Genomic DNA, 24,322 nt, shown 5'->3' with positions numbered 1-24,322 from the left:
AAATCGCTGCCTCTGGTGTCGAGCCTGCCGGGACTGGCCACGGGTCTCCTTACAAGTGCGACCGGTGCCACGGGCGGGCCGGTGCCACGGGCGGGCCGATGCCGGGGGCCTAAGGAGCGGCGGTGGAGGCGTCCGTGCGAGGCGGGGTGTCGTGGGTGGGAGCGGCCGGGAAGGGGCTCGGCCAGGAGTCCGGAGGGGCGCGTAACGGGAAGCACCAAAACCAGGATTCCTGTAGTGGGGGGTGTGGTGACCGGGGAGCTTCTGGCCGGAGGGTCGCGTGGGGAACGAGGCGACAAGGCGGGAGCGGCGGGCCCGGTCGACGAGGCGACACGGCGACAACGGCGGGGCTGGCCGACGAGGCGACAAGGCGATAGCGGCGCGGCTGGCCGATGCGTGGGGAAGTGACCGGCGGGGCGGAATCGCCTGGGGGGGTGAGTCAGTGGCGGGCGCGTTCCAAGGCATCCCAGAAGCCGCGTCTCAGCGCGTGCCGTACCTCGTCGTGCAGCAGGAAGTCGATCGGCAGGGAAGACCCCTGCAGCAACCGCGCCTCCAGGTCCGAAGGCATTCGCGGCTTGCGCGCCAGCACCGCCTCCAGCCACAGCGCGGGCGCGTCGCGCGCCACGGACTCGCCGAAGTCGTGCCCCTCCCGGTGGGCGGACTTGACCGCGTCCGCCAGCGTGGTCGCGCCGGCGGTGGCCGCGGACGGCGGGGTGACGGGCGCGGGCTGCGGCCCCGTGTACGGCCCCAGCTGAGCAGGCTGGTAGGCGCCGCTGGACGACGGGCTGGCGAACTGCCCGGTGCTGGGCGACTGCGACTGGATGGGCCCGGTCGCCGGAGCGGCCGGCGGCGGGGATGTTACGGGCGGCTGCTCGGGCTGGTAGCTGGCGTACGTCGGCAGCACGGGCGGCGTGGACGACTGCCCGCGCCCGGAGGAGGACCCGTTGGACGAGGACGGCGTGGAGGAGGAGCCGGCGGCGTGGCTGCCGCTGGACGGCGGCAGCGGGGGCAGCGACGGCGGCAGGGCCGGCTGGGCGGGCGGCAGCGAATGGGCGGCCTGCCCGTTGCTGATCGGCTGGTGCCCGTTGGACGACTCCGTGATGCCCGCGACGAGGCTGACGTATGGGCGCAGGTGGACGGCGCCCAGCTCGACCAGGTCGTCGCACTCCTGGCGCAGCGACCGCGACACGGCCCAGCCGCCGTCGGCCGCGATGTGGATCACGCTGACCCTGATGCCGAGGTCCTGCGCGTCGCACACGACCTGGGCCAGGTCCTCGTCCCCGCTCACGACCACCGCGTCGCAGATGGCGTTGTTGCGGGCGAGCGTCATGAGGTCGCGGTGGACCTGGGCGTCGACGCCTTCGCGCCGGCCCGGCCGGATGCGCGACAGCCTGAGCTTGAGGCCCGGTATGTCGGCCAGCGCGTCGTGCTCCGGCGTGCGACGGCCTTCGACCGTCGCCTCGTACCAGTAGCACCTCAGCAGCGGCAGGCCGGTGCGCTCGCGCGACAGGCTGGTCATCAGCTGGAGCAGCCCCGGGTAGTCCCAGGCAACCGCTTCACGATGACGCGTGCCGTGCACGGCCATCGCGCCATCGGCCAGCAGATAGCCGGCGTCCACGAACAGCGCACAGCGATCCACTTAGCACCGCCCCTTTCCTGGTGGTCCGTCCTGGCTGGCTCTGCACCGTCAGAGACCGGACTCGGCGGCCCTCTCTCAGGGTAATGAAAGCTGGTGATCGCGCGAGGGTTAATCCCGACGATTCGGCATCGACCCGCTGCCACCCCGGAGCATTCAGGCAGACCGTACCAGTTTGTCCCGTTCACAGTCATGATCGCGCTCGGACGCTCAACGCGGCCACCCCGAACAGCACGACATCCTTGTCCGTCGCGATCGTCAGCGTCGGATCCACCCCGAGCTCGGCCCCGACCGTGTCGACGTCGACGCCGAACGTCATCTCCGCCGCGCCGGTCGAGGACTCGTCGAAGACGTTCGACGCGTCCCGATCGCCGCCCTCGGGGGCGAGCGCGCCGGACCCGAGCGAGACCTTGTCGCCCTTGAGGTCGGCGTCCCCCTCCCACGTCACCAGCTCGACCCTGGCGGGCGAGGCGGCCGGGCTCAGCCCGCCGAGCGGGATGCGCACCCGTCCCGCCGGCCCGCCGACCACGGTGGCCGCGTCGAGCACCATGGCCTGGCTGTACGGCTCCGCGGGATCCGTGACGATCAGCACCAGACTCCATCCGGCATGCCGGGACACCCCTTCTTCCATGGGCATGTCGGCCGCCCACCACGTGCCGTTCCGGTTCGAGGCGGCGGCCAGCTCGCTGACGTCGGCGTACGCCTGGTAGACGGGCCCCGACGGCAGCTCGCGGAGCGCCACGTCGTCGGGTTTGACCAGCGTGTACTGGCGCCGCCCCGGCGGCCTGACCTTGATGGGTCCGGCCGTCGTCGCGCTCGCGGACCAGTAGAGGCCGGCCCACACGACCTTGCTCCCCTTGGGCAAGCTCAGCTCGGCCCCGCTGGACGCGCCGGTGCCGGAGCTGTCGTCCTGGTCGAGCGCGGTCATCGGCCAGAGGTCGTTGTCGCGCTGGCCGTGCCGGCGCTTCCGGGCCTCCGCGCAGCCGTCCGCCGTCTCGGGGCAGGTCAGCAGCGAGTTGCCGATCGCCCTGACGGCCACCTTCCCGTCGGTGGCGAACCTGGCGGGCGCCCCGGCCGTCCGTACGCCGTCCTCGGCCTGCGCCGTGACGTGCAGCGGGCCCGAGTCGATCCGGACGGCCGGGCCCGCGCCCTCCGGCGCCTCCGCCGCCACCCGTACCCGCAGGAACAGCGCCGTGGCCTGCCCCGCAGCCAGCGGTGCCCTGGCACACCGCGCGTCGCGCCCCGAGGGACGGCACGCCCACCCGTCCACGGTGCCCACGGTGTCGCGGTCGTCGCGCCGCGCGGGCGGGACGAGCGTCACGCCGGAGGGCAGGTCCACGAACGCCGTCAGCTCCTCGCTGGGCGCCTCTCCGTAGTTGCGCAGGCGCAGGCCGACGATGCCGGGCCGGGCGCGTACGAGCGAGCCCAGCGCCTCGACGGTGGCACGCAGCCGCGCCTTGCCCGGCTCCCCGCTCGTGACAGGGCTCTTGACCGGGCTCCTGGCCGGCGGCCGCACCCGCGTGGGCTCCTCGCTCTGCAACGGCACGGGCACCGGCATGGGCTCGCCGGCGAACGGCGGCGGCCCCGCGACCGGCACGGCGGCGGTGGGCCTCGCGATCGGCTTCTCGTCGGTGACCAGCAGCAGCCCGGCCGCCACGGCCACCGTGACGGCCATGCTGCCGGCCATCGCGGCCAACTGCTGCCTGGGCCCCCGCCACAGCCGGCGGAACGCCCGCAGCAGCCCGCCCGCGCCGCCGCCGCCCGCGGCCGACTTCGCCAGCGTCGTCGCGTACCCGCCGAAGATCGGCCCCGCGACCAGCGGACCGACCATGACGCGCAGCCCGCGGTTGACGTCGGTCAGCTCCAGCAGGACCCCGTTGCACTCCTCGCAGACGCCCACGTGCTCGTCGACCACCTTGGCGTCGCGCCTGGTCAACCCGTCGCGGACGTACGCGCCCATCTTGCCCAGGACGGGCCGGCAGTCGTGCTTGGGCGGCGAGCCCAGGTGCATCTGCAGGTACGCCTGCCGCAGCCCCTCCCTCGCCCGGTACGCCAGCGCCGCCACGCCGTTGGGCGACAGGCCCAGCAGCGGCGCCACCTGGGCCGGCTTGCACCGTTCGACCTCGGTGTGCCAGAGCACCGCCCGCCACCGCTCGGGCAGCGACAGGAACGCCTTGGCGATCAGCGACTTCTCCAGCTCCACGAGCGCCGGATCGACGAACGGCACCCCCGGGTCGTACTCCTCGATCTCGCCCGTGGCCACCTGGCGGCTCTCGATCCTGGAGCGGTCGTAGACCGTACGCCGCACCACCGTCAGCAGATAGGTGCGGAAGCCGGACTCGGGCCCGCCGCCCCTGCCGACCAGGTCGAGGATCTTCGTGAACGACTCCGCGACCACGTCCTCGACCTCGGAGCGCCGGACGAGCTGCCTGGCCAGCGCGCGGGCGGCGGCGGCGTGGCGCTCGTAGAGCTGCCCGTAGGCGGCGGCGTTGCCCTCTCTGACCGCCTGGAGAAGCTCTGCGTCGCTTTGCGGGGTTCCGCCACCCATAGTGACCTCACGATTACACGGGGTTGCCTCGCGCATTCATTCCGCACTCCCCGTCGGGACTAAACCGCACCCGCGCCTTTACCTTCGAGAGGTTTCGAGGGCGCCGCGACGGGCCCTCCGGCCGGAGCCATAAGCTTGGGCGCATGACGGATCGCGACAACCTGCTGGCCGAGATCAAGAGCAAGGCCGTCGTCCACGGCAAGGTCATCCTCTCCTCCGGCATGGAGGCAGACTTCTACCTCGACCTGCGCCGCATCACCCTCGACGGCGTGGCCGCGCCGCTCGTCGGCCGGGTGATGCTCGACCTGACGGCCGACCTGGAGTTCGACGCGGTGGGCGGGCTCACGCTGGGGGCCGACCCGGTCGCGGGCGCGATGTTGCACGCGGCGGCGGCGCGCGGGCGCACGCTCGACGCGTTCGTGGTGCGCAAGGCGCAGAAGCAGCACGGCATGCAGCGCCGGATCGAGGGGCCCGAGGTGAAGGGGCGGCGGGTGCTGGCCGTCGAGGACACCTCCACGACGGGATCCTCGCCGCTGACGGCCGTGGAGGCGTTGCGCGAGGCGGGGGCCGAGGTGGTGGCCGTCGCCACGATCGTCGACCGGGGCGCGCGCGAGCGCATCACCGGCGAGGGACTGGAGTACCGCTCGGTCTTCACCCTCGGCGACCTCGGGCTCTGAAGGGCCTCGACCGCAGGCTCAGCCGCCGGACGACTTGACGGTGAACGCCTCCCGGGCGCCGGCCTTCCCCTGCTCGCGCGGCTTGCCGTTCTCGGTGACGCGGACGGTGCCCGCGTCGCTGAGCACGACGTCGAGCTCCGGCTCGTAGTAGCTGACCTCCTCGCCCCTGCTCATCTCGCGATACTGCAGCACGTCGCCGCCCGGCACGCGTACGGTGACGATGGGGCAGGCGTCGGCCAGGCACTCGATGTGCACGGTCGGCACCCGCGCGGTGGTCTCCGCGGCGGGGCCGGGCGTGACGGCCGACGCGCGCTCGCGTTCGGGCGGCGTCGCGCCGAACGAGCCGAACAGCGCGCGTCCGCCGATGACCAGCAGCGTCACCACGGCGCCCGCGGCGAGGACGGCGAGCGCCATACGGGCGACGCCCATCGGATCTGACCTGTGGCGTCCCACAGGGGGCAGCGTACCCCGGGTAACCCCCGGTGCACGGGTCAGTGGACGCGGTGGTGTTTGCCGTTGGGCTCGGGAAGGCTCTTGTGCTCCCTGCGCTTCTTGATCACCTCGACGATGATCGGGATCAGCGAGATGAACACGATGACGAAGACGCCCGGCAGGATGTACTTGTCGATCTGCTTGGGGTCGACCTTGCTGCCGAGGAAGTGGCCGAGCAGGAGCAGGCCCTCGACCCAGACGACGCCGCCGACGACGTTCCACAGGAAGAAACGCTTGGCCGGCATCTCCAGCACGCCCGCGACCGGATTCATGAACGTGCGCACGATCGGCACGAACCTGGCCAGAATCACCGCCCTGGCCGGACCGAACTTCTGGAAGAACTCCTCGGCCCTGACGACGTGCTCCCGCTTGAACAAGCGCGAATCAGGTTTCTCGAAGAGCCTGCGGCCGAACCTGGCCCCCAGGAAATGCCCGAGTTGGGCGCCCGCAATGGCGCACAGGGGCGTGCCGATCAAGAGGACGGGAAAGGAGAGCGGCTCGATGCCCATTCCCTGCGCCACCGAGGCCGAGCTGAAAATCCCCGCGGCCACCAGCAGCGAGTCGCCGGGGAGGAAGAACCCGAGCAGCAAGCCCGTTTCGGCGAAGATGATGGCGAGAACGCCGATCGTCGCGAAAGCCCCCAACACGGTCAGCCACCACGTCGGGTCGAGGAGATTCCAGAGCCAGTCCACGCCGAGAGCCTACCTGTAGAGGCGACAAACGCGTTGTGTCTACCACACGGGGTAGTGAGTCGGGATACTGGGCCTGCGCGAAGCCGTTACTTCTCAGGGAGATGAATCATGCCTATTGCGACTCCAGAGGTCTACGCTGAGATGCTCGACCGGGCGAAGGCCGGCGGATTCGCCTACCCGGCGATCAACGTGACCTCATCGCAGACGCTGAACGCCGCTCTGCGGGGCTTCGCCGAGGCCGAGAGCGACGGCATCGTCCAGGTCTCCACGGGCGGCGCCGAGTTCCTGTCCGGCGCGACCGTCAAGGACATGGTCACGGGGGCCACGGCGCTGGCCGAGTACGCGCGGGTGGTGGCCGCCAAGTATCCCGTGACGGTGGCGCTGCACACCGACCACTGCCCGAAGGACAAGCTCGACGGCTTCATGAGGCCGCTGCTCGACATCTCCCTGGAACGGGTCGCCAAGGGCCTCGACCCGCTCTTCCAGTCCCACATGTGGGACGGCTCCGCCGTGCCGCTGGAGGAGAACCTGGAGATCGCCAAGGAGCTCCTGGAGAAGTGCGCCAGGGCGCGGATCATCCTGGAGATGGAGATCGGCGTCGTCGGCGGTGAGGAGGACGGCGTCGTCGGCGAGATCAACGAGAAGCTCTACACGACCCCCGAGGACGCCCTGGCCACGGCCGAGGCCGTCGGGATCGGCGAGAAGGGCCGCTACCTGCTGGCCGCCACGTTCGGCAACGTCCACGGCGTCTACAAGCCCGGCCACGTCAAGCTGCGTCCGAGCGTGCTGAAGGAAATCCAGGAGGCGGTCGCGGCCAAGTACGGCAAGGACAAGCCCTTCGACCTGGTCTTCCACGGCGGCTCCGGCTCGTCGCTGGAGGAGATCCACGAGGCGATCTCGTACGGCGTCGTCAAGATGAACATCGACACCGACACCCAGTACGCCTTCACCAGGCCGATCGCGGACCACATGTTCCGCAACTACGACGGCGTGCTCAAGGTGGACGGCGACGTGGGCAACAAGAAGACGTACGACCCCCGTTCCTACGGCAAGAGCGCCGAGGCCGGCATGGCCAAGCGCGTCGTGGAGGCGTGCGAGAACCTCAAGAGCGCTGGGACGAAGATCTCCTAGCCAGTTTCATGGCCCGGCGGGTATGACTTGTCCTATGGATAACCTTCTCGCCGGGCCGCCCCCGACTCAACTGCCGGATCTGCCCGAGGCCAGGGAGGCGCTCGACTCCGGAGCCAAGGCCGCGGACGTGGCCGCCCGTTTCCCCGCCTACCCGGCGGCCTGGGCAACGCTCGCGGAAGAGTACTTCGCGCAGGGGCACGCCGTCACTTCCTACGCCTTCGCCCGCACGGGCTACCACCGCGGGCTCGACGCGCTCCGCCGCAGCGGCTGGAAGGGACACGGGCCCATCCCCTGGGAGCACGAGCCCAACCGGGGCTTCCTGCGCTGCCTGTACGCCCTGTCCAGGGCCGCCCAGGCGATCGGCGAGAAGGACGAGGCCGAGCGATGCGTACAGTTCCTCAGGGACAGCACCGAGACGGGCTACGAGGCGCTCGCCAAGGGTTAGCCCTCGTTGTCTTGGGACGAATAGGCACGTTCGGGTAGTCTCTCTACGCAAGAGCCCCTGTCGCGCTTGCGCCAGGGGTTTTCGTTTTGTGCACGGGAGACTGAACCATGCCGGCTGCCGTTCTCGTAGGCGCCCAGTGGGGCGATGAGGGCAAGGGCAAGGCCACCGACCTGCTCGGTGGCGACGTCGACTACGTCGTCCGCTATCAGGGTGGCAACAACGCGGGACACACCGTGGTCATCGGGGACCAGAAATACGCGCTGCACCTTCTACCGACGGGAATCCTGTCGCCCGACGTGGTCCCCGTGATCGGCAACGGCGTGGTCATCGACCCCGGCGTGCTGCTGAGCGAGATCGACGGGCTCGCCGCGCGCGGCATCTCCGCCGAGCGCCTGCTGATCTCCTCGAACGCGCACCTGATCATGCCGCACCACAAGGCCCTCGACAAGGTCACCGAGCGCTACCTCGGCAAGGCCAGGATCGGCACCACGGGCCGCGGCATCGGGCCTGCGTACGGCGACAAGATCGCCCGCATGGGCGTGCGCGTCCAGGACCTGCTCGACCCCGGAATCCTGGCCAAGAAGATCGAGGTCGCCCTGGGCGAGAAGAACCAGGTGCTGACCAAGGTCTACAACCGGCGCGGCATCGAGCCCACGGCCGTCCTGGACGAGTACCTCGCCTACGCCGAGCGCCTCAAGCCGCACATCGCCGACACCTCGCTGGTGCTCTCCAAGGCGCTGGACGAGGGCAAGTTCGTGCTGCTGGAGGGCGGTCAGGGCACGCTGCTGGACATCGACCACGGCACCTACCCGTTCGTCACGTCCTCCTCGCCGACCTCCGGGGGCGCCTGCGCCGGGGCCGGGATCCCGCCGAACCGCCTCACCAAGATCATCGGCATCCTCAAGGCGTACACGACCCGGGTCGGCTCCGGCCCCTTCCCGACCGAGCTCACCGACGAGGTCGGCGAGTGGCTGCGCCAGACCGGCGGGGAGTACGGCGTCACCACGGGCCGCAACCGCCGCTGCGGCTGGTTCGACGCGGTCATCGCCCGCTACGCGACCCGGATCAACGGCATCACCGACTACTTCCTCACCAAGCTGGACGTGCTGTCGGGGCTGGAGCGGATCCCGGTGTGCGTGGCGTACGACGTGGACGGGGTGCGGCACGACGAGATCCCGATGACGCAGACGGACTTCCACCACGCCGTGCCGATCTACGAAGAGCTGCCGGGGTGGCAGGAGGACATCACGAGCGCGAAGGACTTCGACGATCTGCCGCCGAACGCGCAGGCGTACGTGCGGGCGCTGGAGGAGATGAGCGGCGCCCCGATCTCGGCCATCGGCGTGGGCCCCGGCCGCGACCAGACCGTGGTGGTGCGCCCGCTCGTCTGAGAGCAGGCGCCGGGGTCCGGCGAGACCGGACCCCGGCACACCGCGAGGCCAGGTGGTGCCTCGGCCTGCCTGGCCTCATATGGTTGGGGTATGCCTCGTTTCCGCCACATCCTGGACACCATGGCCGCCTACAAGCCGGGCAAGGTCGTAGCGACTCCCGACGGCCGGTCGTTCAAGCTGTCCTCCAACGAATCCCCGTACGACCCGCTGCCGTCCGTGGTCGAGGCGATCGCCGAAGGGGCGCGGCAGATCAACCGCTACCCCGACCCCGGCGCCGTCGGGCTGACGGAGGCCATCGCGGAGCGGTTCGGGGTGCCGGCCGACAACATCGCGCTCGGCGCGGGGTCCGTCACGGTGGCGCAGCAGCTGTTCGAGTCGATCGGGGAGCCCGGGGTCGAGGTCGTCTACGCGTGGCGGTCGTTCGAGGCGTACCCGCTGCTGGCCGACCTCGCCGGAGTGAAGTCGGTCATGGTGCCGCTGGCCGGGGAGGACCACGACCTGGACGCCATGGCGGAGGCGATCAACGAGCGCACGCGCATGGTGTTCGTGTGCAACCCGAACAACCCGACCGGCACCTCGATCCGCCGGAGCGCGCTTGAGGCGTTCCTGGACCGGGTGCCCGAGCACGTGCTGGTGGTGCTGGACGAGGCCTACCGGGAGTACGTGCGCGACGAGGACGTCCCCGACGGCCTGACCCTCTACCGCGACCGGCCGAACGTCTGCGTGCTGCGCACGTTCTCCAAGGCGTACGGGCTGGCGGGCCTGCGGGTCGGCTACCTGGTCGCGCACGAGCCCGTGGCGACGGCGATCCGCAAGACGATCATCCCGTTCGCGGTCAACCACCTCGCCCAGGTCGCGGCCATCGCCTCGCTCAAGGCCGAGGACGAGCTGCTGGAGCGGGTCGAGCACGTGGTCAAGGAGCGTACGAGGGTCCGCGAGGCGCTCATCGCCCAGGGCTGGACGGTGCCGCCCACCGAGGCCAACTTCGTCTGGCTCAGGCTCGGTGGGCGCACCCTCGACTTCGCGGCCGCCTGCGCCGTGGAGGGCGTGGCGGTGCGGCCGTTCGCCGGGGAGGGAGCGCGGGTGTCCATCGGCTCCCCCGAGGCGAACGACGCCTTCCTCACCGCCGCCGCGGCCTTCCGCGGCTGATCAGCGGCTCATCAGCGGCTCATCAGCGGCGGGGCTGCCAGTTGAGGTAGGCGACCGACAGCAGCGTGGAGCCGTACTGCGACTGGACGGCGTGGTCGGCGTAGACCGCCAGCGCGTGCGTGAACAGGGCCGGGTCCCACTGGGCCACCGGCATGTAGCGCGGCGCCTGGAGGTACTGCCCGGCGGCGGCCAGGCCGCCGGTGCCGTCCACTCGCAGGAACGTCGTCGCCACGCCGTTGTCGGTGGTGGCCATGTTCTTGGTGTAGCTGCGGGCGAAGCGGCCCATGTCGGCGTCGGTGAAGGCGAGGCCGAACCGGTGCGCGGCGGCGGCGAACTCGACGTCGATGCCGCCGTGGCTGAGGTCCTCGATCTGCTGCCCGCCCTTGGGCGGCGTGCCGTAGGACGGGGTCCACTCGGAGACGCCGTCCGCCTTGGTGTAGCCGCTGTAGAGCTTGCCGAAGCTGGGCCAGTACGGCCAGTAATAGGCGTCCTTGTCGTTGGTCTTGAGGTCGCGGGCGAACGTGGCGGCGAGCCGGCGGGTGCGGTCGCGGAAGAACGGGTCGCGGGTCGCCGCCGCCAGCTCCGCGTACGTCTGGCCGAGGGCGACGCTCTGGTTGATCGGCTGTTCGACGCCGTCGTAGGGGACGGGCATGCCCTTCGGCCAGATGTAGTAGCCGTCCGCCACCCATTCGGGGTCGTGCGCGGCAGCGGCGTCCCGGCACGCCTTGAGGTATTCGGCGGCCTTGGTCCGGTAGCGGGCGTTGCGCAGGAGGCGCGGGTCCCGGCGGACAATCCGGACGAACGACGCGAGCGGGTAGGTGATCATGCCGGTGTGCACCGAGAAGATCACCGGCGCGGCCGCCAGCTTGAACGTCCCGAGCGCCGGCATCGCCGCCCCCGCCGGCGAGGGACGCAGGTCCTTGGCCGTCACCATGGTCGGCGACGGGTAGGCGTCGAGGATCCGCTTCACCGCGTAGTCGGGGCTGGCGGGGTCCATCGTCAGGTCGGTGAAGGTGGACACCTTGCTCTTGACGGGGTTGTTCACCTCCAGCGTGAACCGCCCGTCCGAGGTGCCCGCCCGTACGGTCGCCACCGCGTCGTTGACGTTGACGAGCGCGCTGCGCACCTCCAGGAGCGGCTGCCCCGACGCGTCGAGCAGGCTCACGCCGCCCGCGCTGTAGACGAGGCTGCGCCAGGCGGGCAGCGACAGGCCGCGGTAGTCGGTGACGCCGCGCTCGGAGTCGCGGTTGCCCAGCACGAGGTCGGCGTTGTGGATGAGCCGGTCCAGGTAGGTGGTGTCGTGGTAGGCCTCGTACATCCTGATGTAGGCGGCCATCACGTAGGAGGCGCCCCAGCCGAGACCGCCCGCCTCGTTGGTGTCGGTGGGCTGGCCGGCGTTGCCGCTCTCGTGGAACACCTTGTCGAACAGGTCGAACGTCTCGCGCGTGGTGTAGTCGTAGCCTGCCGCGGCGCGGGCCGTGCCGGGCAGTGCTGCCAGGGCGCCGAGGGAGAGCGCGCCCACGCCGAATTGGCGGCGAGTAAGCATGGATGACCCTTTCACAACGGGCGGCGTCAGCTCTTGACCGCGCCGCGCATGCCTTCGAGGACGTGTCGTTGCATGATCATGAAGAAGACGACCACGGGCAGGATCGAGATGATCGTGCCGGCCGCCAGGCTGCGGATGTCGGTGCCGGTGATTCCGGCCAGGTAGGCGATCCCCAGCGAGATGGGATACAGGGAGGAGTCCTTCAGCACGACCATCGGCCAGATGAAGCTGTTCCAGACCGAGATGAAGCCGAAGACGCCGAGGATCGCCAGGGTGGGGCGGGCGGCCGGCAGCATGACGTGCCAGAAGATGCGCAGTTCGTGGCAGCCGTCGGTCCTGGCGGCGTCCACCACCTCGCGTGGCACCCCGGCGAAGGTCTGCCGGAGCAGGAAGATCCCGAACGCCGACAGCAGGCCGGGCAGGATCACGCCCAGGTAGCCGTCGGCCATCCCGATCTGGGAGACCACCAGGAACCTCGGCAGCAGCATCACCTCGCCGGGCAGGAACATGGTGGCGAGGATCGCGAAGAAGATCAGGCTCCGGCCGCGGAAGACCATCTGCGCCAGCGGGTACGCGCACAGAGCCGACACCAGGATGTAGAGCGGCACCATCACGGCCACCAGGAACGCGGAGTTGAGCAGGTAGCGCGGGAACGGGATGGCCGTCCACGCCTCCTTGGCCCAGGTGAGCACCGGGGGCCGGGGGATGATGTCCGGCGGGAAGGAGAAGACGGCCTGGCCGGCCGGTTTCAGCGCCGCCGACAGCAGGATGAGAAAGGGGCCGACGAACGCCAGGGCGATCGCGGAGAGCAGCACGTACATGCCCGCGCGGCGTATCCACCAGTTCACCGGGTTTCCCTCCTTCCGCTGGTGAGCCGATAGTTGAGCAGGGCCATCACGATCAGCAGGACCCACAGGACGAGGCCGACGGCGCTGGCGTAGCCCATGTCGTACTTCTCGAACGCCTCGGCCCAGATGTAGTAGCCGAGCATCAGGGTGGCGTCCTGCGGGCCGCCCTTGGTCATCACGAAGACGGTCGTGAACGCCTGCATCGCGTCGAGCATGGCCATCGTGACGGTGACCGCGATGTAGGGGACCATCAGCGGGACGGTGATGCGCCGCATCCGGTGCCAGCCGTTGGCGCCGTCTATCTTGGCGGCCTCGTAGAGCTCCGACGGGATCGTCTGGAGGCCCGCGAGGTAGACCATCATGTAGACGCCCATGTTCTTCCAGCCCTCGACCAGGATCAGCGCGGGCAGCGCCCAGACGGGGTCGAGGAGGTACTGGATGGGCTCGTCCAGGATGCCCAGGCCGGTGAGCAGCCAGTTGACCACGCCCTGCTGGTGGAAGACGTAGTTCCAGGCCACCGCGACCGCGACCATCGAGGTCACGACCGGCAGGTAGTAGAGCATCCGGAACGTCCTGATGCCGGGCAGCTTCTGGTTGACCAGCACGGCCAGCGGCAGCGGGAGCACGACGAGCAGCGGGAACAGGCCCACGAGGAACACCAGCGAGTTGCGCAGGGCGGTCCAGAACCTGGCGTCCCCGAGGATCTTGACGAAGTTGTCCAGCCCGGTGAAGACGGGCGGGCTGACGCCGTCGTAGTCGGTGAAGGAGAGCTGGACGGCGGTGACGGCCGGCCAGGCGAAGAACACCCCGAACAGCACCAGGGCCGGTAAGGGGAAGAGGTACGGCGTGTACCAGCGCTGCCCTGGGATCCGGCTGGCGGCCACCGGCCTCACATCCTTCGGTCTTTAATAGTGACGCCCAAAGCCTCGATAAGAGTTGGCCAGAATTTGGACGCAGACTATAGATGGCCGATCTCGACCGTCAAGAGCCGATCTGAGCAGGGACCCTTGACGACTCGGGCGCCGGAGTGTCATTGTGCCGAAAGAATTATTAAGGACGGCCATAATTCTCAGGAGGTCCCCCGATGTCGAGGAGAACAGCGTTGGGGGCAGGCGCGCTCGCGCTGGCTCTCATGTCGTCCGGCTGCGTGGCCGGAACGTCGGGCAGCACGTCGGGGGGACAGGCGGACGACCAGCCGTTCGAGGGGGAGGTCGAGTTCTGGACGATCAACCTGAAGAAGAACTTCGGCTCCTACATCGACGGGCTGATCGCCCAGTACCAGAAGGAGCACCCCAAGGTCTCCGTCAAGTGGGTCGACGTGCCCGGGCAGGACATCGCGACCAAGCTGCTCGCGGCGGTCGCCAGCGGCGACGTCCCCGACGCGGTCAACATCGCCTCCTCCGACCTCGGCCGGTTCACCCCGTCGCTGGCCCCTCTCGACGAGCTGCTCAAGCCCGCCGACCTCGCCGACTTCCAGCCGAACCTGGTCGACTCGCTGCGCGTGGCGGGCAAGCTGTACGCCGTGCCCTGGTACAACGGCGGCACTCCCGTGGGCATCTACCGCAAGTCCGTCGTCGGCAAGGCGGGCTTCGACGAGAAGGCCCCGCCCAAGTCCTACGCCGAGGCCCTCGCCCTGGCCGACAAGGTCTACGCCGAGACCAAGGTCTACGGCAGCAACGACATCCCCGGCGTCAACGCCGCCTCGGTGCTGCGCTACTACGGCATCGAGCTGCTGAGCGCCGACAAGAAGAAGGCGACGTTCAACACGCCCGAGGTCGCCAAGCTGCTGGACACGTTCAAGGCGAGCTACGACAAGCACGGCATCGCGCCGGGATCGATCTCCAAGGACGTCCGGAACTACCCGCAGACCCTGGAGAACGGCCAGATCGCGATGGCGGCGAGCGCGTCGGCGGCGACGCTGGTCAACGTCGAGAAGAACGCCCCCGACGTCTACAAGGACCTGCTCGTCACCGAGCCCGTCCAGACCGGGACCGGCGGATACCTGCTGCTCGCCCAGCAGACCGTGGCCATCCCCAAGGCGTCCAAGCACCAGCGGGCGGCGGCCGAGTTCGTCAAGTTCTTCACCAACGGCGCCAACCAGCTCGCGTTCTGCAAGCTGGTGCCGATCTACCCCTCGACGATCTCCTCCACCAAGGACGCCTTCTTCTCGGACATCACCGGCGACTCCCCGATGGACGTCGCCCGCCGGGTGATCGTCAAGGGCCTGCCGAAGCTGGAGTACGTCCCGCTGGGCACGGCCAAGGACGCCGAGCTCGGAGAGTCGCTGTCCGAGGAGATCAGGGCCTTCCTCCAGGGATCCAAGAGCGCCAAGGAGGCGCTCGACGCCGCAGAGAAGCAATGGAATGACGCACTTGCCTAAGCTCAGAGTCGGGATCGTCGGCGCCGGGATCATGGGCCGCGGCCACGCCGAAGTCCTGTCCGCCCACCCGGACGCCGAGGTCACCGCCGTCGCGCGCCGTCCTCTCGACGCCGCCCCGCGGGCGGCCGTCTATCCGGGCTACCGGGAACTGATCGACTCCGGCGCCGTCGACGCCGTGTCGATCACCACCCCCGACCACCTGCACGCGGACGTGATGGTGGCGGCCGCGGAGGCAGGGCTGCACATCCTGGTCGAGAAGCCGTTCACGACCACGGTCGAGGACGCCGACCGCTCCGTGGCCGCGATCCGGCAGGCGGGCGTCACCGCGATGTGCCTGTTCAACCATCGCTGGGTGCCCGCGTACGCGCAGGCCAAGCAGCAGATGGAGCTGATCGGCGAGCCGGTCGTGGGCTACGCCCGCAAGGACGACACGATCCACGTGCCCACCGAGATGATCGGCTGGGCCGATCGGACGACCTGCGCCTGGTTCCTGTCGAGCCACGACATCGACCTGGTCACCTGGCTCTACGACGACCACGTGGTGGAGGTGTTCGCCACCGCCCGCCACGGCAAGCTGCGCGGGATGGGCATCGACACCCCCGACGCGATGCAGATCCAGGCCCGCTTCAGCCGGGGCGCCGTGGCCACGTTCGAGTCGGCCTGGATCTACCCGAACACCTTCCCGACCATGGTCGACAGCTACGTCACCGTGGCCGGCGAGTCGGGTGTCATCCAGCTCGACCGGCAGAAGGAGAACATCCAGCTCGCCACCGAGAAGTCCTACTCCTACCCGCGCAACATGCTCCAGCGGGTCGTGCACGGCATCCCGGCGGGCGCCTACCGCGACGCGATCCACCACTTCGTGGACTGCGCCCGTACCGGCGCCGAGCCGCTGGTCAGCGTGGAGAGCTCGCGCCACGTGACCGCCGTGCTCGCCGCCGCGCACGAGTCCGCCCGCACGGGGCGGCCGGTGACATGTTCGTAGAGAAACCGCCGCACGTGCATCCGACGCGCATGCGGCACATCACCGACGAGGCCCTGCTGGAAACGCTCGGGGCGGGCGGCGTCGCCGAGGCCAGGGCCTGGCGCCGGCGGCGGCCGGTCCCGGCGGCCCTCGGCGCGGAGGGCGCGGACGCCCTGCTCGGGATCGAGGTCGACTTCCTGGACAAGGGCCACGGCCGCTCATTGCTGTACGGCTTCCACTACCTGCGCTGGATGTCCCCGCTGATCACGGCCTACGCCGGGACCGGGGACCCCCGCTACGCCGCCGAGTGGGACCGCCTGTTCCGCCAGTGGTACGACGACCGCGACCGGGTCGAGGGCGACTGGCCGGGGCTCGACGTGGTCTGGTACTCGCTCGGCGTCCGCGCCCGCGCCATGTACGTCACCGAGGCGCTGGCCGTCTTCGCGGACGAGCCCGCGCTGAGCGACGGGTGCTGGCTGCGGATGATGAAGACGGTCGTCGGCGGCGCCAGGTGGTCGGCCGAGGAGCACGACGAGTTCCGCCACGGCAACTGGCAGTTCGTCAACGCGTGCGAGCTGCTGCACACGGCCAGGGTGTTCGCGGACCTGCCCGAGGCGGGGCAGTGGGCCGAGGCCGCCATGGCCCGCATCCTGGAGCACCTCGAACAGGACGTGCGCGCCGACGGCGGCCACCACGAGCGCTCGCCCAGCTACCACCTCATGTGCCTGGACAACCTCGAACGGGCCGTGGCCGTCGAGCCCGCTCTCGCGCGGCACCCGCGCCGCCAGGCCATGTACCACTGGCTGAGCGTCCTGATGACGTCCGGCGGCTGGGTGCCCCATCTGCAGGACAGCGGCCTGATCTGGCCGGAGGGCGTCGGGCCGGCCGAGGGCTCGCACAACCTGGAGGCCAGCGGCTACGCCACCTTCCGCCACGGCGACTTCCACGCCGTCGTCAACTACGGCCCTTACGTCGGGCACGAGCTCGAACCGCACAGCCACCACGCGGCGCTCGACTTCGTGCTGTCGGGCTGGGGTGTGCCGCTGGCCTGGGAAGGGGGCGGCCCGCCGTCCTACGACGACCCCGGCTACTACGACTGGTACCAGGCGACCAGGGCGCACAACACGCTGCTCGTCCCGGGCGAGGGCTACGTCGAGGACCGCCGCGCCGCCTGTGACCTGTTCTCCGTCTCCGCGCGGGCCGACGTCTTCGCGGGGCACCACCACGGCTACAGCGCGCGGCACGACCGGGAGATCGTCTTCGTCAAGGGCGACAACCCGTACTGGATCGTCACCGACCGGATCGACGCGGAGGCGATCTGGCAGATCCACGGCCTGTCGCCGTGGGTCGAGCGCGACGGCGGGTTCGCGGGCACTCGTGGCCCGGGAATCCTGGTGGTGCCGCTGGAACCGCCCGACGAGGTCCTGTACGGGACGGGCCCGGCCAGGATCCCGGACCCCGCCACCAGGACCGCCGAGTACGGCGAGATCCACTCGCTCGGCCTGCGGCGCGCCGACGGCAGGTTCACCGTCGGCGTCTTCCCCTACCGCGACGAACTTCCCGCAGTGCCTGAAGATTGGCCCCGAAGATTGGACGGTACATGCTGATCGACGCTGACGCGATGCTCGGCCGCTATCCCCGCAGGGACGTGGGCACGGGCTCGATCACGGAGGCGCTGGACAGGATGGACCGCTTCGGCATCGCGGAGGCCGTGGTCAGCCACACCCTGTCGTGGCTGCACGACCCCGCGACGGGCAACAGGGAGCTGCTCGGCCTGGTCGCCGGCCGGCCCAGGCTGCGTCCCTGCTGGGTGATGCTGCCCGGCACCTGCGGCGAGACCGGCACTCCGGACGAGTTCGTGACCGGGGCGCTGGAGGGCGGGGTGTGCGCCGTCCGCGCCTACCCCGCCGACCACGGCTACGACCTCGCCGGCCGCGACTGCGCGGCCATGCTCGCCGCCGTCGCCGAGGCCGGGCTGCCGCTGCTCGTGGACGCGGCCCAGACCGGCTGGGCCGCCGTGGAGTCCGTCGCCGCCGCGCACCCGAAGCTGCGGGTCGTGGTCGGCGCGATCGGCTACCGCCAGCTCAGGCAGGCGGCCGGGGTGCTCTCCCGCACCGGCAACGTCTACCTGGGGCTGGCCAACCTGTCCTCGCACTGCGGGCTCGAATGGCTCGTCGAGCGGTACGGCGAGCGCCGTCTCGTCTTCGGCACGGGCGCGCCGCTCCGGGACCCCGCCGAGGCGGTCACCCGGCTGCTGTGGGCGGAGCTCGACGACGCGGCCGTGGCCGCCATCGGCGCCGGCACCCTGCTGGAACTGCTGCCCGTGGGGGCGGTGTGAACGCGATCACCTCGGCGCTGTGGCAGCGCCGCCCGCAGACCAGCGTCCGGATCGTCGACGCGCACGCGCACGCCGGCCCCTACAGCCTGTTCTTCATCCCCGAGGCGTCTCCTGACGCGATGGTCAGGGTGATGGACAGGTGCGGCGTGGCGCACGCCGTCATCTCCAGCCACCTGGCGATCCAGCTCGACGCGGCGGCGGGGAACGCCGCGACCGCCGAGGCGGTGGAGCGCGCGCCGGACCGCTTCACCGGATACCTGACGATCAACCCCTGGCAGGACCCCGACGGCGAGCTGGCCAGGTGGAGCGCGGATCCGCGCTTCGGCGGCATCAAGCTCCACCCCGACCTGCACGACTACCCGCTCACCGGCAGGCGCTACGCCGGCGTGTGGGAGTTCGCGCAGCGAACCGGCTGCCCGGTGCTCACCCACACCTACGACGGCTCCCCCTACAACGACCTGGCCGCGGTGGATGCCGTCGCGTCGGAGCACCCCGACGTGGTGATCATCGCGGGGCACGCGGGGGCGACCCCGCTGGGCATCGAACGGGCCATCGAGGTGGCGCACCGGCGCCCAGGGGTCATCCTGGAGGTGTGCGGGTCCTTCAACACCGGGCCCGACATCGCCAGGATGGTGCGGGAGCTCGGTGCCGGCCGGGTCGTCTACGGGTCCGACTTCCCCTTCATCGATCTTCGGATCTCGTTGGGGAGGGTAATCTTCAGTGGCCTCGCAGAGGGGGACCAGGCCGCGGTGCTCGGTGCGACGATGACCCGCTTGCTGCAGTGGAGATCCGGACTGGGGTGATCAAGATCATGGACCGGCTGCGTTCGGAGTCGCGGCCCAGGGTGACGATCGGAGTCGTGGGACCGCACGATCTCGTCGAACAGATCATGATGATCGGCGCCGGCCTGCCGGCCGCGGCCGACTGGCGGCTGCTCGGCGCGCCTCATGCCGAGGAGCACGAGACCTACGACAAGTTCTCGCGGATCGCCGACAGCATCGACGTGGTGCTGTTCACCGGGCCCCTCCAGCACGATCTGGCCAGGCAGGCGGGCGAGCTGACCGTCCCCGCCACGTTCGTGCCCATGAGCGGGGCCAGCCTGTACGCCAGCCTGCTGCGCGGGGTGCTCACCCACGGGATCGACCCGGCCAGGGTGAGCATCGACTCGCTGCCCGCCGCCGACGTGGACGAGGCGTACGGCGAGATCGGCGTGAGCACGGCCGGCGTGCACCTCTCCGAGTACGACCGGCCGGAGTCGGCGCGCGGCTTCAGCGCCTTCCACGAGGAGCTCTACCGCCAGGGCGAGACCACCGCGGCGCTCACCACGATAAGGAGCGTCGCCAACAAGCTGAGCGCCGCCGGCGTGCCCGTGCTGCGCCTGCTGCCGACCTCCCACACGTTGCGCCTCGCGCTCAACACCGCCGCCCTGCTCGGCACCGGCAGCAGGCTGGAGGACGCGCAGATCGCCATCGTGGTCGTCGAGCTCGCCGCCTCCGCCAAGCCCAGCTACTCCGGGCCGGGCAACTACTGGCAGCAGGAGCTGAAGCTGTCGCTGCACCGCTCGCTGCTCGCCGACGCGCGGCTGATGGGCGCCACCGTGGCGCCCCGCGACGAGAACGGCTACGTCGTCACCGCCACCGTGGGCGCGCTCGGCCAGGCCACGGAGGGGTTCAGGATGGCGCCGTTCATGGACCGGATCCGCTCCGACGTGGGGGTCGACGTCGAGGTCGGCGTCGGGCTCGGCAGCACGGCCCGCGACGCCGACGCCAACGCGATGGCGGCCGTCGAGAAGGCCCGCAACGCGGGGGCGACCGCCGCGTACCTGGTCGGGGGCGACGGCACCGTGCTGTCGCTGCCGGTACGCCGGCGCAAGCGGCAGGACACCGAGCCGATCGTCGCCACCAAGGCGGCCAAGCTGCTCGAACGCCTGGTGGAGGGCCTGCACGACGGCGACTCGATGGTGGTCGACGCCGAGATCGTCGCGGAGGTGCTGTCGATCTCCCCGCGCAGCGCCCGCCGGGTGCTGCAGAGCCTCGCGGAGGAGGGCCTGGCCTGGCCCATGCCTCCGGTCAAGGGCACCCAGGCGGGCCGGCCCCGCCAGCCGTACCGGCTCGTGCGGAGTTAGGCGTCGCCGAGGCGTACGCGCGGGCCGTACCTGTCCAGCAGCAGGGCGTTGTGCGCGTCGCCGCCCGGGGTGTTGGCCGACCTGAAGACGGGCGGCGGCTCGCCGGCCGCGAGGAAGCGGCCGACGACCTCGGCGACCAGGAGCTGCGCGACCAGCACGCCGGTGAGGGTCGAGACGCCGCAGGCGCTGCCGCCGCCCGGCAGCGGCAGCGTGGCGTCGCCGTACGGCGCCCCGTTGTCGATGACCACCTGGGCCAGGTCGGCCAGCCGCTCCTCGACGGCCACCTCGGCGGTATGCGCGCGAGAGGTGATGGCGATCACCGGGTGCCCGTTCCGGACCGCGAGCCGGGCCATCTCGACGATCGCCGCGTTGCCGCCGGAGTTCGAGATGATCAGGAAGACGTCGTCGGGCCGGATGTCGGCCAGCTCCCAGACGCGTGCGGCGAGGCCGGGCGCACGCTCGATCTTCGGGTCGAGGAGGTCGCGCGGCGAGGCGTCGCCGTAGTAGGCGAGGTCGCGGATGCCGAGCTGGTTGACCGGCACCAGGCCGCCCGCCCGGCCGGTGAGCTCCAGCGCGACGGACCTCGAATGGCCGGTGCCGAACGCCTGGAGCACCCCGCCCGCGCGCAACGAGGCGTAGACCAGCGCGCCTGCTTGTTCGATCGCGTCGCGTTCGGCGGTGAGCAGCCGGTCCACGGCCGATCCGGCAATCAGCGCGTACGAGCTCTGGTCCATCACAGATCCTCCAGCAGGTTTCGTGCGGTCTCGGCGATGAGTTCGGCGCTGCCCGGGGCCACCTGGCTGGCCAGGACCTCGTACTCGGCGCGCCGGTAGGCGGCGGCCGTCGGCAGGTATCCGGGGTAGCCGTTGACGTAGCCCAGGACCACGGTCGGCTCACCGGGCCGGTCGGCGACGCGCTCGGCGACGGCGAGGAACGGCTCGCCGGGCAGTCCGGCGAGGGAGAGCCCGCCGAGGCGGGCGACGTTCACGTCCACGCCGGTCCGGACGGGCGGTGCGGTGCGCGCCCGCAGCCCTTCGAGCCTGCTGCGGGCCAGGCGGGTGGCGACCGGGTCACCCGACGCCGCGGCCTGCTCGTACCCGGCGAGGAGGGCCGCCTCGTCGGCCGTCGTGGCGGCGGGTTCGAGGGTCAGCCGTCGCGTGGCCCAGGAGATGCCGGTGGGTCCGGCCCGCCAGAGCGGGGTCCCCGGACCCGCCAGCAGCTCGGCGCAGCGGTCCGCGACGAGCCCGCCCAGGCGTCGCAGCTCCGCCGCGTCCTGGCCGTGCCGGGTGTGGCGGGTGCTGATGTCGCCGGCCGCGCCGGTGGCGACCGCCACCCAGACGTCCTCGCCGAGCCGCCGCCGCAGGCTCGCGCGTACGGCTCCGACCAGGTCGGCGCTGACCAGGCGGTTGGCCGCGGGCAGCACGGTGGGGTGCACGGGGAGCACCGCCAGCACCCCGGCGAGCCCGCCGTCGCGCACGGCGATCAGATCGAGCGGCACCACCGCCGGCGCCCCCGGCCTGCTCCGGTCGGCGCCGACCCCGTGCAGCTCGCCGCGGTACGCCACGCCTTCGCACGGCCGCTCCGCGTCGATCGCCCGCCGCACGGCCGTGCGGACCGCCTCGGTGAGCCGGCCGAGCCACGCCTCGGGCGTCGGCCCGCCGCCCGGTACGCAGCCGGTCTCGGGCCCCGCGTGGGTGTGGCTCGCCGCCAGCCACAGCTCGCACCCGGCCGCCTGCCTGGCCCGCGCGGCGAGGTCCTCGTTGACGCAGATGACGTCGGCGATCGCCAGCGCGAACCGTCTCCCGCCGTCCGACCAGGTCACCGCGCTGACCGACAGCGGGTCCGCCAGGCCCGTGGACGGCCCCGGCCGGTCGATGTAACCGCCCATCGGCGTGCCGTCCGGCACGGGCAGCTCGGCGGTGCCGTGTCCCACTCTCATCGTTCCGCCGTTCTGATCATCGTCTCGTAGCGGCTCGGCCCCGTGGAGGCGGCCAGCAGGGCGGCGCCCGCGAGGCTGTCGCCCGCGGGAGGCCGCAGGGTCGCTTGAGGGAGCAGCCGGGCCAGCTCCGCCTCGAAGCCGGCGCGGAGCCCGGGGTCGCGCAGCAGGCGGCCGGTCCACGCGACGGGCACCGCCGCCTCCTTCGCGAGGCAGCGGGCCGCCGCCGCCACCGTGCCGGCCAGCTCGCGGGCCGCCTCCTCGGCGATGGCGCGGGCCGTGGGATCTGGGCGGCTCCTGTCTCCCGCCGGCTCCAGGACGCGGCCCGAGTCTCCTGCCAGCTCCAGGACGTGGACGGCGAAGCGCGCGATCCGCGCCACCGCGTCGGGGGCGAGGTAGAGGCGCTCGGGCAGGCCGGCCAGGTCGCCGAACACGGCCTGGGCGCGCTCGGTGAGCGGGCCGGGCTCCGCGCGCCCGTCGAAGCCCCGGAAGGCGGCGTCGAGGCCGCGGCGGCCGATCCAGAAGCCGCTGCCCGCGTCGCCGTAGAGGTAGCCCCAGCCGTCCACCTGCCGGATGCCGTCACCCACGCCCAGGGCGATCGCTCCGGTGCCCGCGGCCAGCACCACGCCGTCGCCGCCCGCGAACGCTCCCGCGTGCGAGGTGACCACGTCGGTCGTGATCAGCACGCGGCGGGCCATGGAGAGCAGCCGGGCGGCCAGCTTGCCGGGGTCGTCCAGGATGGTGGTCAGCCCGAGGCAGACGGTGCCGAGCGGCCCCCATCCCGTCCCGATCCGCTCCAGCACGGCCTCGGCCGGGGAGCCCTCCGCGTACGACAGGCCGGGCAGCTCGCGGATCTCCCGGATCCGCCCCGACTCGGCCAGCCCGATCCGCAGGCCCGTCTGCCCGCCGTCGATCGCCAGGTCCATGCGCGTTCCTCCTGGTCACGATCCGGGCCGGAGCCCGGCCCTGCGGTATTCCGTGGGGGAGCAGCCGACGTGCCGCCGGAACGCGCTGCGCAGGGCCTTCGCGGTCGGGTAGCCGGTGTGCGCGGCGACCACGTCCACCGGCAGCGCCGAGGTGGACAGCAACCGGCGGGCGTGCCGCATCCGCAGCCCGGTCAGGTGCCGCAGGAACGTCGTCCGCCGCTCCTCCGCGAACAGGTGCGAGATGTAGTACGGGCTCGCGCTCACGGCCTCCGCCACGGTCGCCAGACGCAGCCCGGGATCGGTGTAGTGCTCCGCCAGGTACGCCTCGGCCAGCGCGAGCACGTCGCGGCGCGGCGCGGCCGGCATGAGCCGCCCCAGCGTCTCCCGCAGCCAGATGTGCAGGTAGGAGCGTTCGTGGATGTCCCCGACCATGATGATGTCCTCGATCGGCAGCCGGGCGCAGGCCTCCACCCAGTCCGTCGACCCGTCGGCCAGCCTGCTCCGGTTGGCCACGTCCACCACGAACAGCAGCTGGCCGATGAGCCAGTTGCGCAGCGTGCGCGGGTCGACCCCGGGCTCCCGGGCGCACCTGTCGACCCATCCCGCCAGGAGCCCCGCCGCGCCGTTGCGGTCACCGGCGCGGACCCGCCTGGTCAGCTCCTGCTCGATGCGCACCGGAGGCGCCGGCGCGACGCTCTCGTGCGCGGGTGGCGCGATCACCCGATCGCCGCCGAGCACGAGCTTGTAGTCGTTGACCCGCCTGGCGTCCCGCTCCGCCGCGAGGTGTTCGAGGCTGGGCGCGCCCAGGCTGACCGTGGCCGTCCACGCCGTCTCGCGGACGATCCTGGCCCGCAGCTCCTCGGCCAGCTCCTCCGCGTCGGACATCAGCGCGCCCGGGTCGGCGCCCGACAACACGATCAGCCACTCCTCCGGGGGCCGGGGGTGGCAGGTCGCGTCGCGGCGGGCGCTCGCGGCGGCGCGCACCGCGTGGTCGGCGCGCTGGAGCTGGCGCAGCGCCCATGGCCGGCCACGGGTCTTCTCGGAAACCATGAAGTCGTCGATGTCCACCAGGGCAGCCACGGCGTAGGTCATGCCTCTACT

General features: G+C 71.4%; 22 protein-coding genes. 11 read left to right on the top strand and 11 right to left on the bottom strand.

The features are described 5' to 3' along the window. Positions 1-436: 436 nt before the first annotated feature. Together ACWDX9_RS03270 and ACWDX9_RS03265 are read right to left on the bottom strand one after the other, a co-directional pair. A complete protein-coding gene (locus ACWDX9_RS03270) occupies positions 437-1,636 on the bottom strand; it encodes an NYN domain-containing protein (RefSeq protein WP_449948393.1) in 1,200 nt (399 codons plus the stop codon). Positions 1,637-1,823: 187 nt separating this feature from the next. After that, on the bottom strand, positions 1,824-4,181 hold the full coding sequence (locus tag ACWDX9_RS03265) for a sigma-70 family RNA polymerase sigma factor (RefSeq protein WP_449948391.1): 2,358 nt from the start codon (positions 4,179-4,181) through the stop codon (positions 1,824-1,826). 143 nt (positions 4,182-4,324) lie between these two features. Between ACWDX9_RS03265 and pyrE the strand changes: the two genes are divergently transcribed. Then, positions 4,325-4,858, top strand: coding sequence for an orotate phosphoribosyltransferase (pyrE, locus tag ACWDX9_RS03260; RefSeq protein WP_350732624.1), 534 nt, complete (start codon positions 4,325-4,327; stop codon positions 4,856-4,858). 18 nt (positions 4,859-4,876) lie between these two features. Here the strand turns inward: pyrE and ACWDX9_RS03255 are convergent, their stop codons facing one another. Both ACWDX9_RS03255 and ACWDX9_RS03250 read right to left on the bottom strand, forming a co-directional pair. Next, positions 4,877-5,287: a hypothetical protein gene (locus tag ACWDX9_RS03255; protein WP_449948388.1), complete on the bottom strand. Its 411-nt coding sequence runs from the start codon at positions 5,285-5,287 to the stop codon at positions 4,877-4,879. 62 nt (positions 5,288-5,349) lie between these two features. Beyond that, positions 5,350-6,042, bottom strand: a complete 693-nt coding sequence (locus ACWDX9_RS03250) for a DedA family protein (RefSeq protein ID WP_449948384.1) — start codon at positions 6,040-6,042, stop codon at positions 5,350-5,352. 108 nt (positions 6,043-6,150) lie between these two features. On the opposite strand from ACWDX9_RS03250, the gene fbaA reads away from it, so the two are divergent. The 4 genes from fbaA to hisC all read left to right on the top strand — a co-directional run bounded on the left by fbaA (position 6,151) and on the right by hisC (position 10,158). Beyond that, positions 6,151-7,173: a class II fructose-bisphosphate aldolase gene (gene fbaA / locus ACWDX9_RS03245; protein ID WP_449948381.1), complete on the top strand. Its 1,023-nt coding sequence runs from the start codon at positions 6,151-6,153 to the stop codon at positions 7,171-7,173. 34 nt (positions 7,174-7,207) lie between these two features. After that, entirely contained in the window at positions 7,208-7,618 is a 411-nt protein-coding gene (locus ACWDX9_RS03240) for a DUF3151 domain-containing protein (RefSeq protein ID WP_350732618.1), read from the top strand. Positions 7,619-7,725: 107 nt separating this feature from the next. After that, a complete protein-coding gene (locus ACWDX9_RS03235; RefSeq protein WP_449948378.1) occupies positions 7,726-9,009 on the top strand; it encodes an adenylosuccinate synthase in 1,284 nt (427 codons plus the stop codon). Between the two features lie 90 nt (positions 9,010-9,099). Further along, positions 9,100-10,158, top strand: coding sequence for a histidinol-phosphate transaminase (gene hisC, locus ACWDX9_RS03230; RefSeq protein ID WP_449948376.1), 1,059 nt, complete (start codon positions 9,100-9,102; stop codon positions 10,156-10,158). A 22-nt stretch (positions 10,159-10,180) separates the two neighbouring features. Here the strand turns inward: hisC and ACWDX9_RS03225 are convergent, their stop codons facing one another. Genes ACWDX9_RS03225 through ACWDX9_RS03215 form a run of 3 tightly spaced genes read right to left on the bottom strand, consistent with a single transcriptional unit; the run spans position 10,181 to position 13,436 of the window. Beyond that, positions 10,181-11,704, bottom strand: a complete 1,524-nt coding sequence (locus ACWDX9_RS03225) for a hypothetical protein (RefSeq protein WP_449948373.1) — start codon at positions 11,702-11,704, stop codon at positions 10,181-10,183. Positions 11,705-11,730: 26 nt separating this feature from the next. Next, positions 11,731-12,552, bottom strand: coding sequence for a carbohydrate ABC transporter permease (locus tag ACWDX9_RS03220; protein WP_357750839.1), 822 nt, complete (start codon positions 12,550-12,552; stop codon positions 11,731-11,733). Then, positions 12,549-13,436 (bottom strand): carbohydrate ABC transporter permease, encoded by an 888-nt coding sequence (locus ACWDX9_RS03215; protein ID WP_364253957.1) that lies wholly within the window; start codon positions 13,434-13,436, stop codon positions 12,549-12,551. Before ACWDX9_RS03215 ends, ACWDX9_RS03220 begins: the two co-directional genes overlap by 4 nt. A 200-nt stretch (positions 13,437-13,636) precedes the next feature. On the opposite strand from ACWDX9_RS03215, the gene ACWDX9_RS03210 reads away from it, so the two are divergent. Genes ACWDX9_RS03210 through ACWDX9_RS03185 form a run of 6 tightly spaced genes read left to right on the top strand, consistent with a single transcriptional unit; the run spans position 13,637 to position 20,359 of the window. Further along, positions 13,637-14,932 (top strand): ABC transporter substrate-binding protein, encoded by a 1,296-nt coding sequence (locus ACWDX9_RS03210; RefSeq protein ID WP_449948370.1) that lies wholly within the window; start codon positions 13,637-13,639, stop codon positions 14,930-14,932. Further along, positions 14,916-15,917 (top strand): Gfo/Idh/MocA family protein, encoded by a 1,002-nt coding sequence (locus ACWDX9_RS03205; protein ID WP_449948367.1) that lies wholly within the window; start codon positions 14,916-14,918, stop codon positions 15,915-15,917. The genes ACWDX9_RS03210 and ACWDX9_RS03205 overlap by 17 nt, the downstream gene beginning before the upstream one ends. After that, positions 15,908-17,503: a heparinase II/III family protein gene (locus tag ACWDX9_RS03200; protein WP_449948364.1), complete on the top strand. Its 1,596-nt coding sequence runs from the start codon at positions 15,908-15,910 to the stop codon at positions 17,501-17,503. The genes ACWDX9_RS03205 and ACWDX9_RS03200 overlap by 10 nt, the downstream gene beginning before the upstream one ends. Then, positions 17,497-18,234, top strand: coding sequence for an amidohydrolase family protein (locus ACWDX9_RS03195; RefSeq protein WP_449948361.1), 738 nt, complete (start codon positions 17,497-17,499; stop codon positions 18,232-18,234). Before ACWDX9_RS03200 ends, ACWDX9_RS03195 begins: the two co-directional genes overlap by 7 nt. Next, a complete protein-coding gene (locus ACWDX9_RS03190; RefSeq protein ID WP_397369016.1) occupies positions 18,231-19,037 on the top strand; it encodes an amidohydrolase family protein in 807 nt (268 codons plus the stop codon). The genes ACWDX9_RS03195 and ACWDX9_RS03190 overlap by 4 nt, the downstream gene beginning before the upstream one ends. Next, positions 19,016-20,359: a GTP cyclohydrolase IIa gene (locus tag ACWDX9_RS03185; RefSeq protein WP_449948357.1), complete on the top strand. Its 1,344-nt coding sequence runs from the start codon at positions 19,016-19,018 to the stop codon at positions 20,357-20,359. Before ACWDX9_RS03190 ends, ACWDX9_RS03185 begins: the two co-directional genes overlap by 22 nt. On the opposite strand, the gene ACWDX9_RS03180 is transcribed toward ACWDX9_RS03185, so the two are convergent. The 4 genes from ACWDX9_RS03180 to ACWDX9_RS03165 are packed head-to-tail and all read right to left on the bottom strand — an operon-like array spanning position 20,356 to position 24,313. Next, the gene (locus ACWDX9_RS03180) at positions 20,356-21,093 is read right to left on the bottom strand and encodes a sugar isomerase domain-containing protein (protein ID WP_449948354.1); all 738 of its coding nucleotides are present in this window, start codon (positions 21,091-21,093) and stop codon (positions 20,356-20,358) included. The genes ACWDX9_RS03185 and ACWDX9_RS03180 overlap by 4 nt on opposite strands. Continuing rightward, complete coding sequence (locus tag ACWDX9_RS03175; RefSeq protein WP_449948352.1) at positions 21,093-22,298, bottom strand: hypothetical protein; 1,206 nt, start codon at positions 22,296-22,298, stop codon at positions 21,093-21,095. The genes ACWDX9_RS03180 and ACWDX9_RS03175 overlap by 1 nt, the downstream gene beginning before the upstream one ends. After that, positions 22,295-23,221 (bottom strand): N-acetylglucosamine kinase, encoded by a 927-nt coding sequence (locus tag ACWDX9_RS03170; protein WP_449948349.1) that lies wholly within the window; start codon positions 23,219-23,221, stop codon positions 22,295-22,297. The genes ACWDX9_RS03175 and ACWDX9_RS03170 overlap by 4 nt, the downstream gene beginning before the upstream one ends. Positions 23,222-23,236: 15 nt before the next feature. After that, on the bottom strand, positions 23,237-24,313 hold the full coding sequence (locus ACWDX9_RS03165) for a helix-turn-helix transcriptional regulator (RefSeq protein WP_449948345.1): 1,077 nt from the start codon (positions 24,311-24,313) through the stop codon (positions 23,237-23,239). Positions 24,314-24,322: the final 9 nt, after the last annotated feature.

The sequence above is a fragment of the Nonomuraea sp. NPDC003201 genome (assembly GCF_053590415.1).
This window is presented reverse-complemented; position numbering and strand designations above follow the sequence as displayed.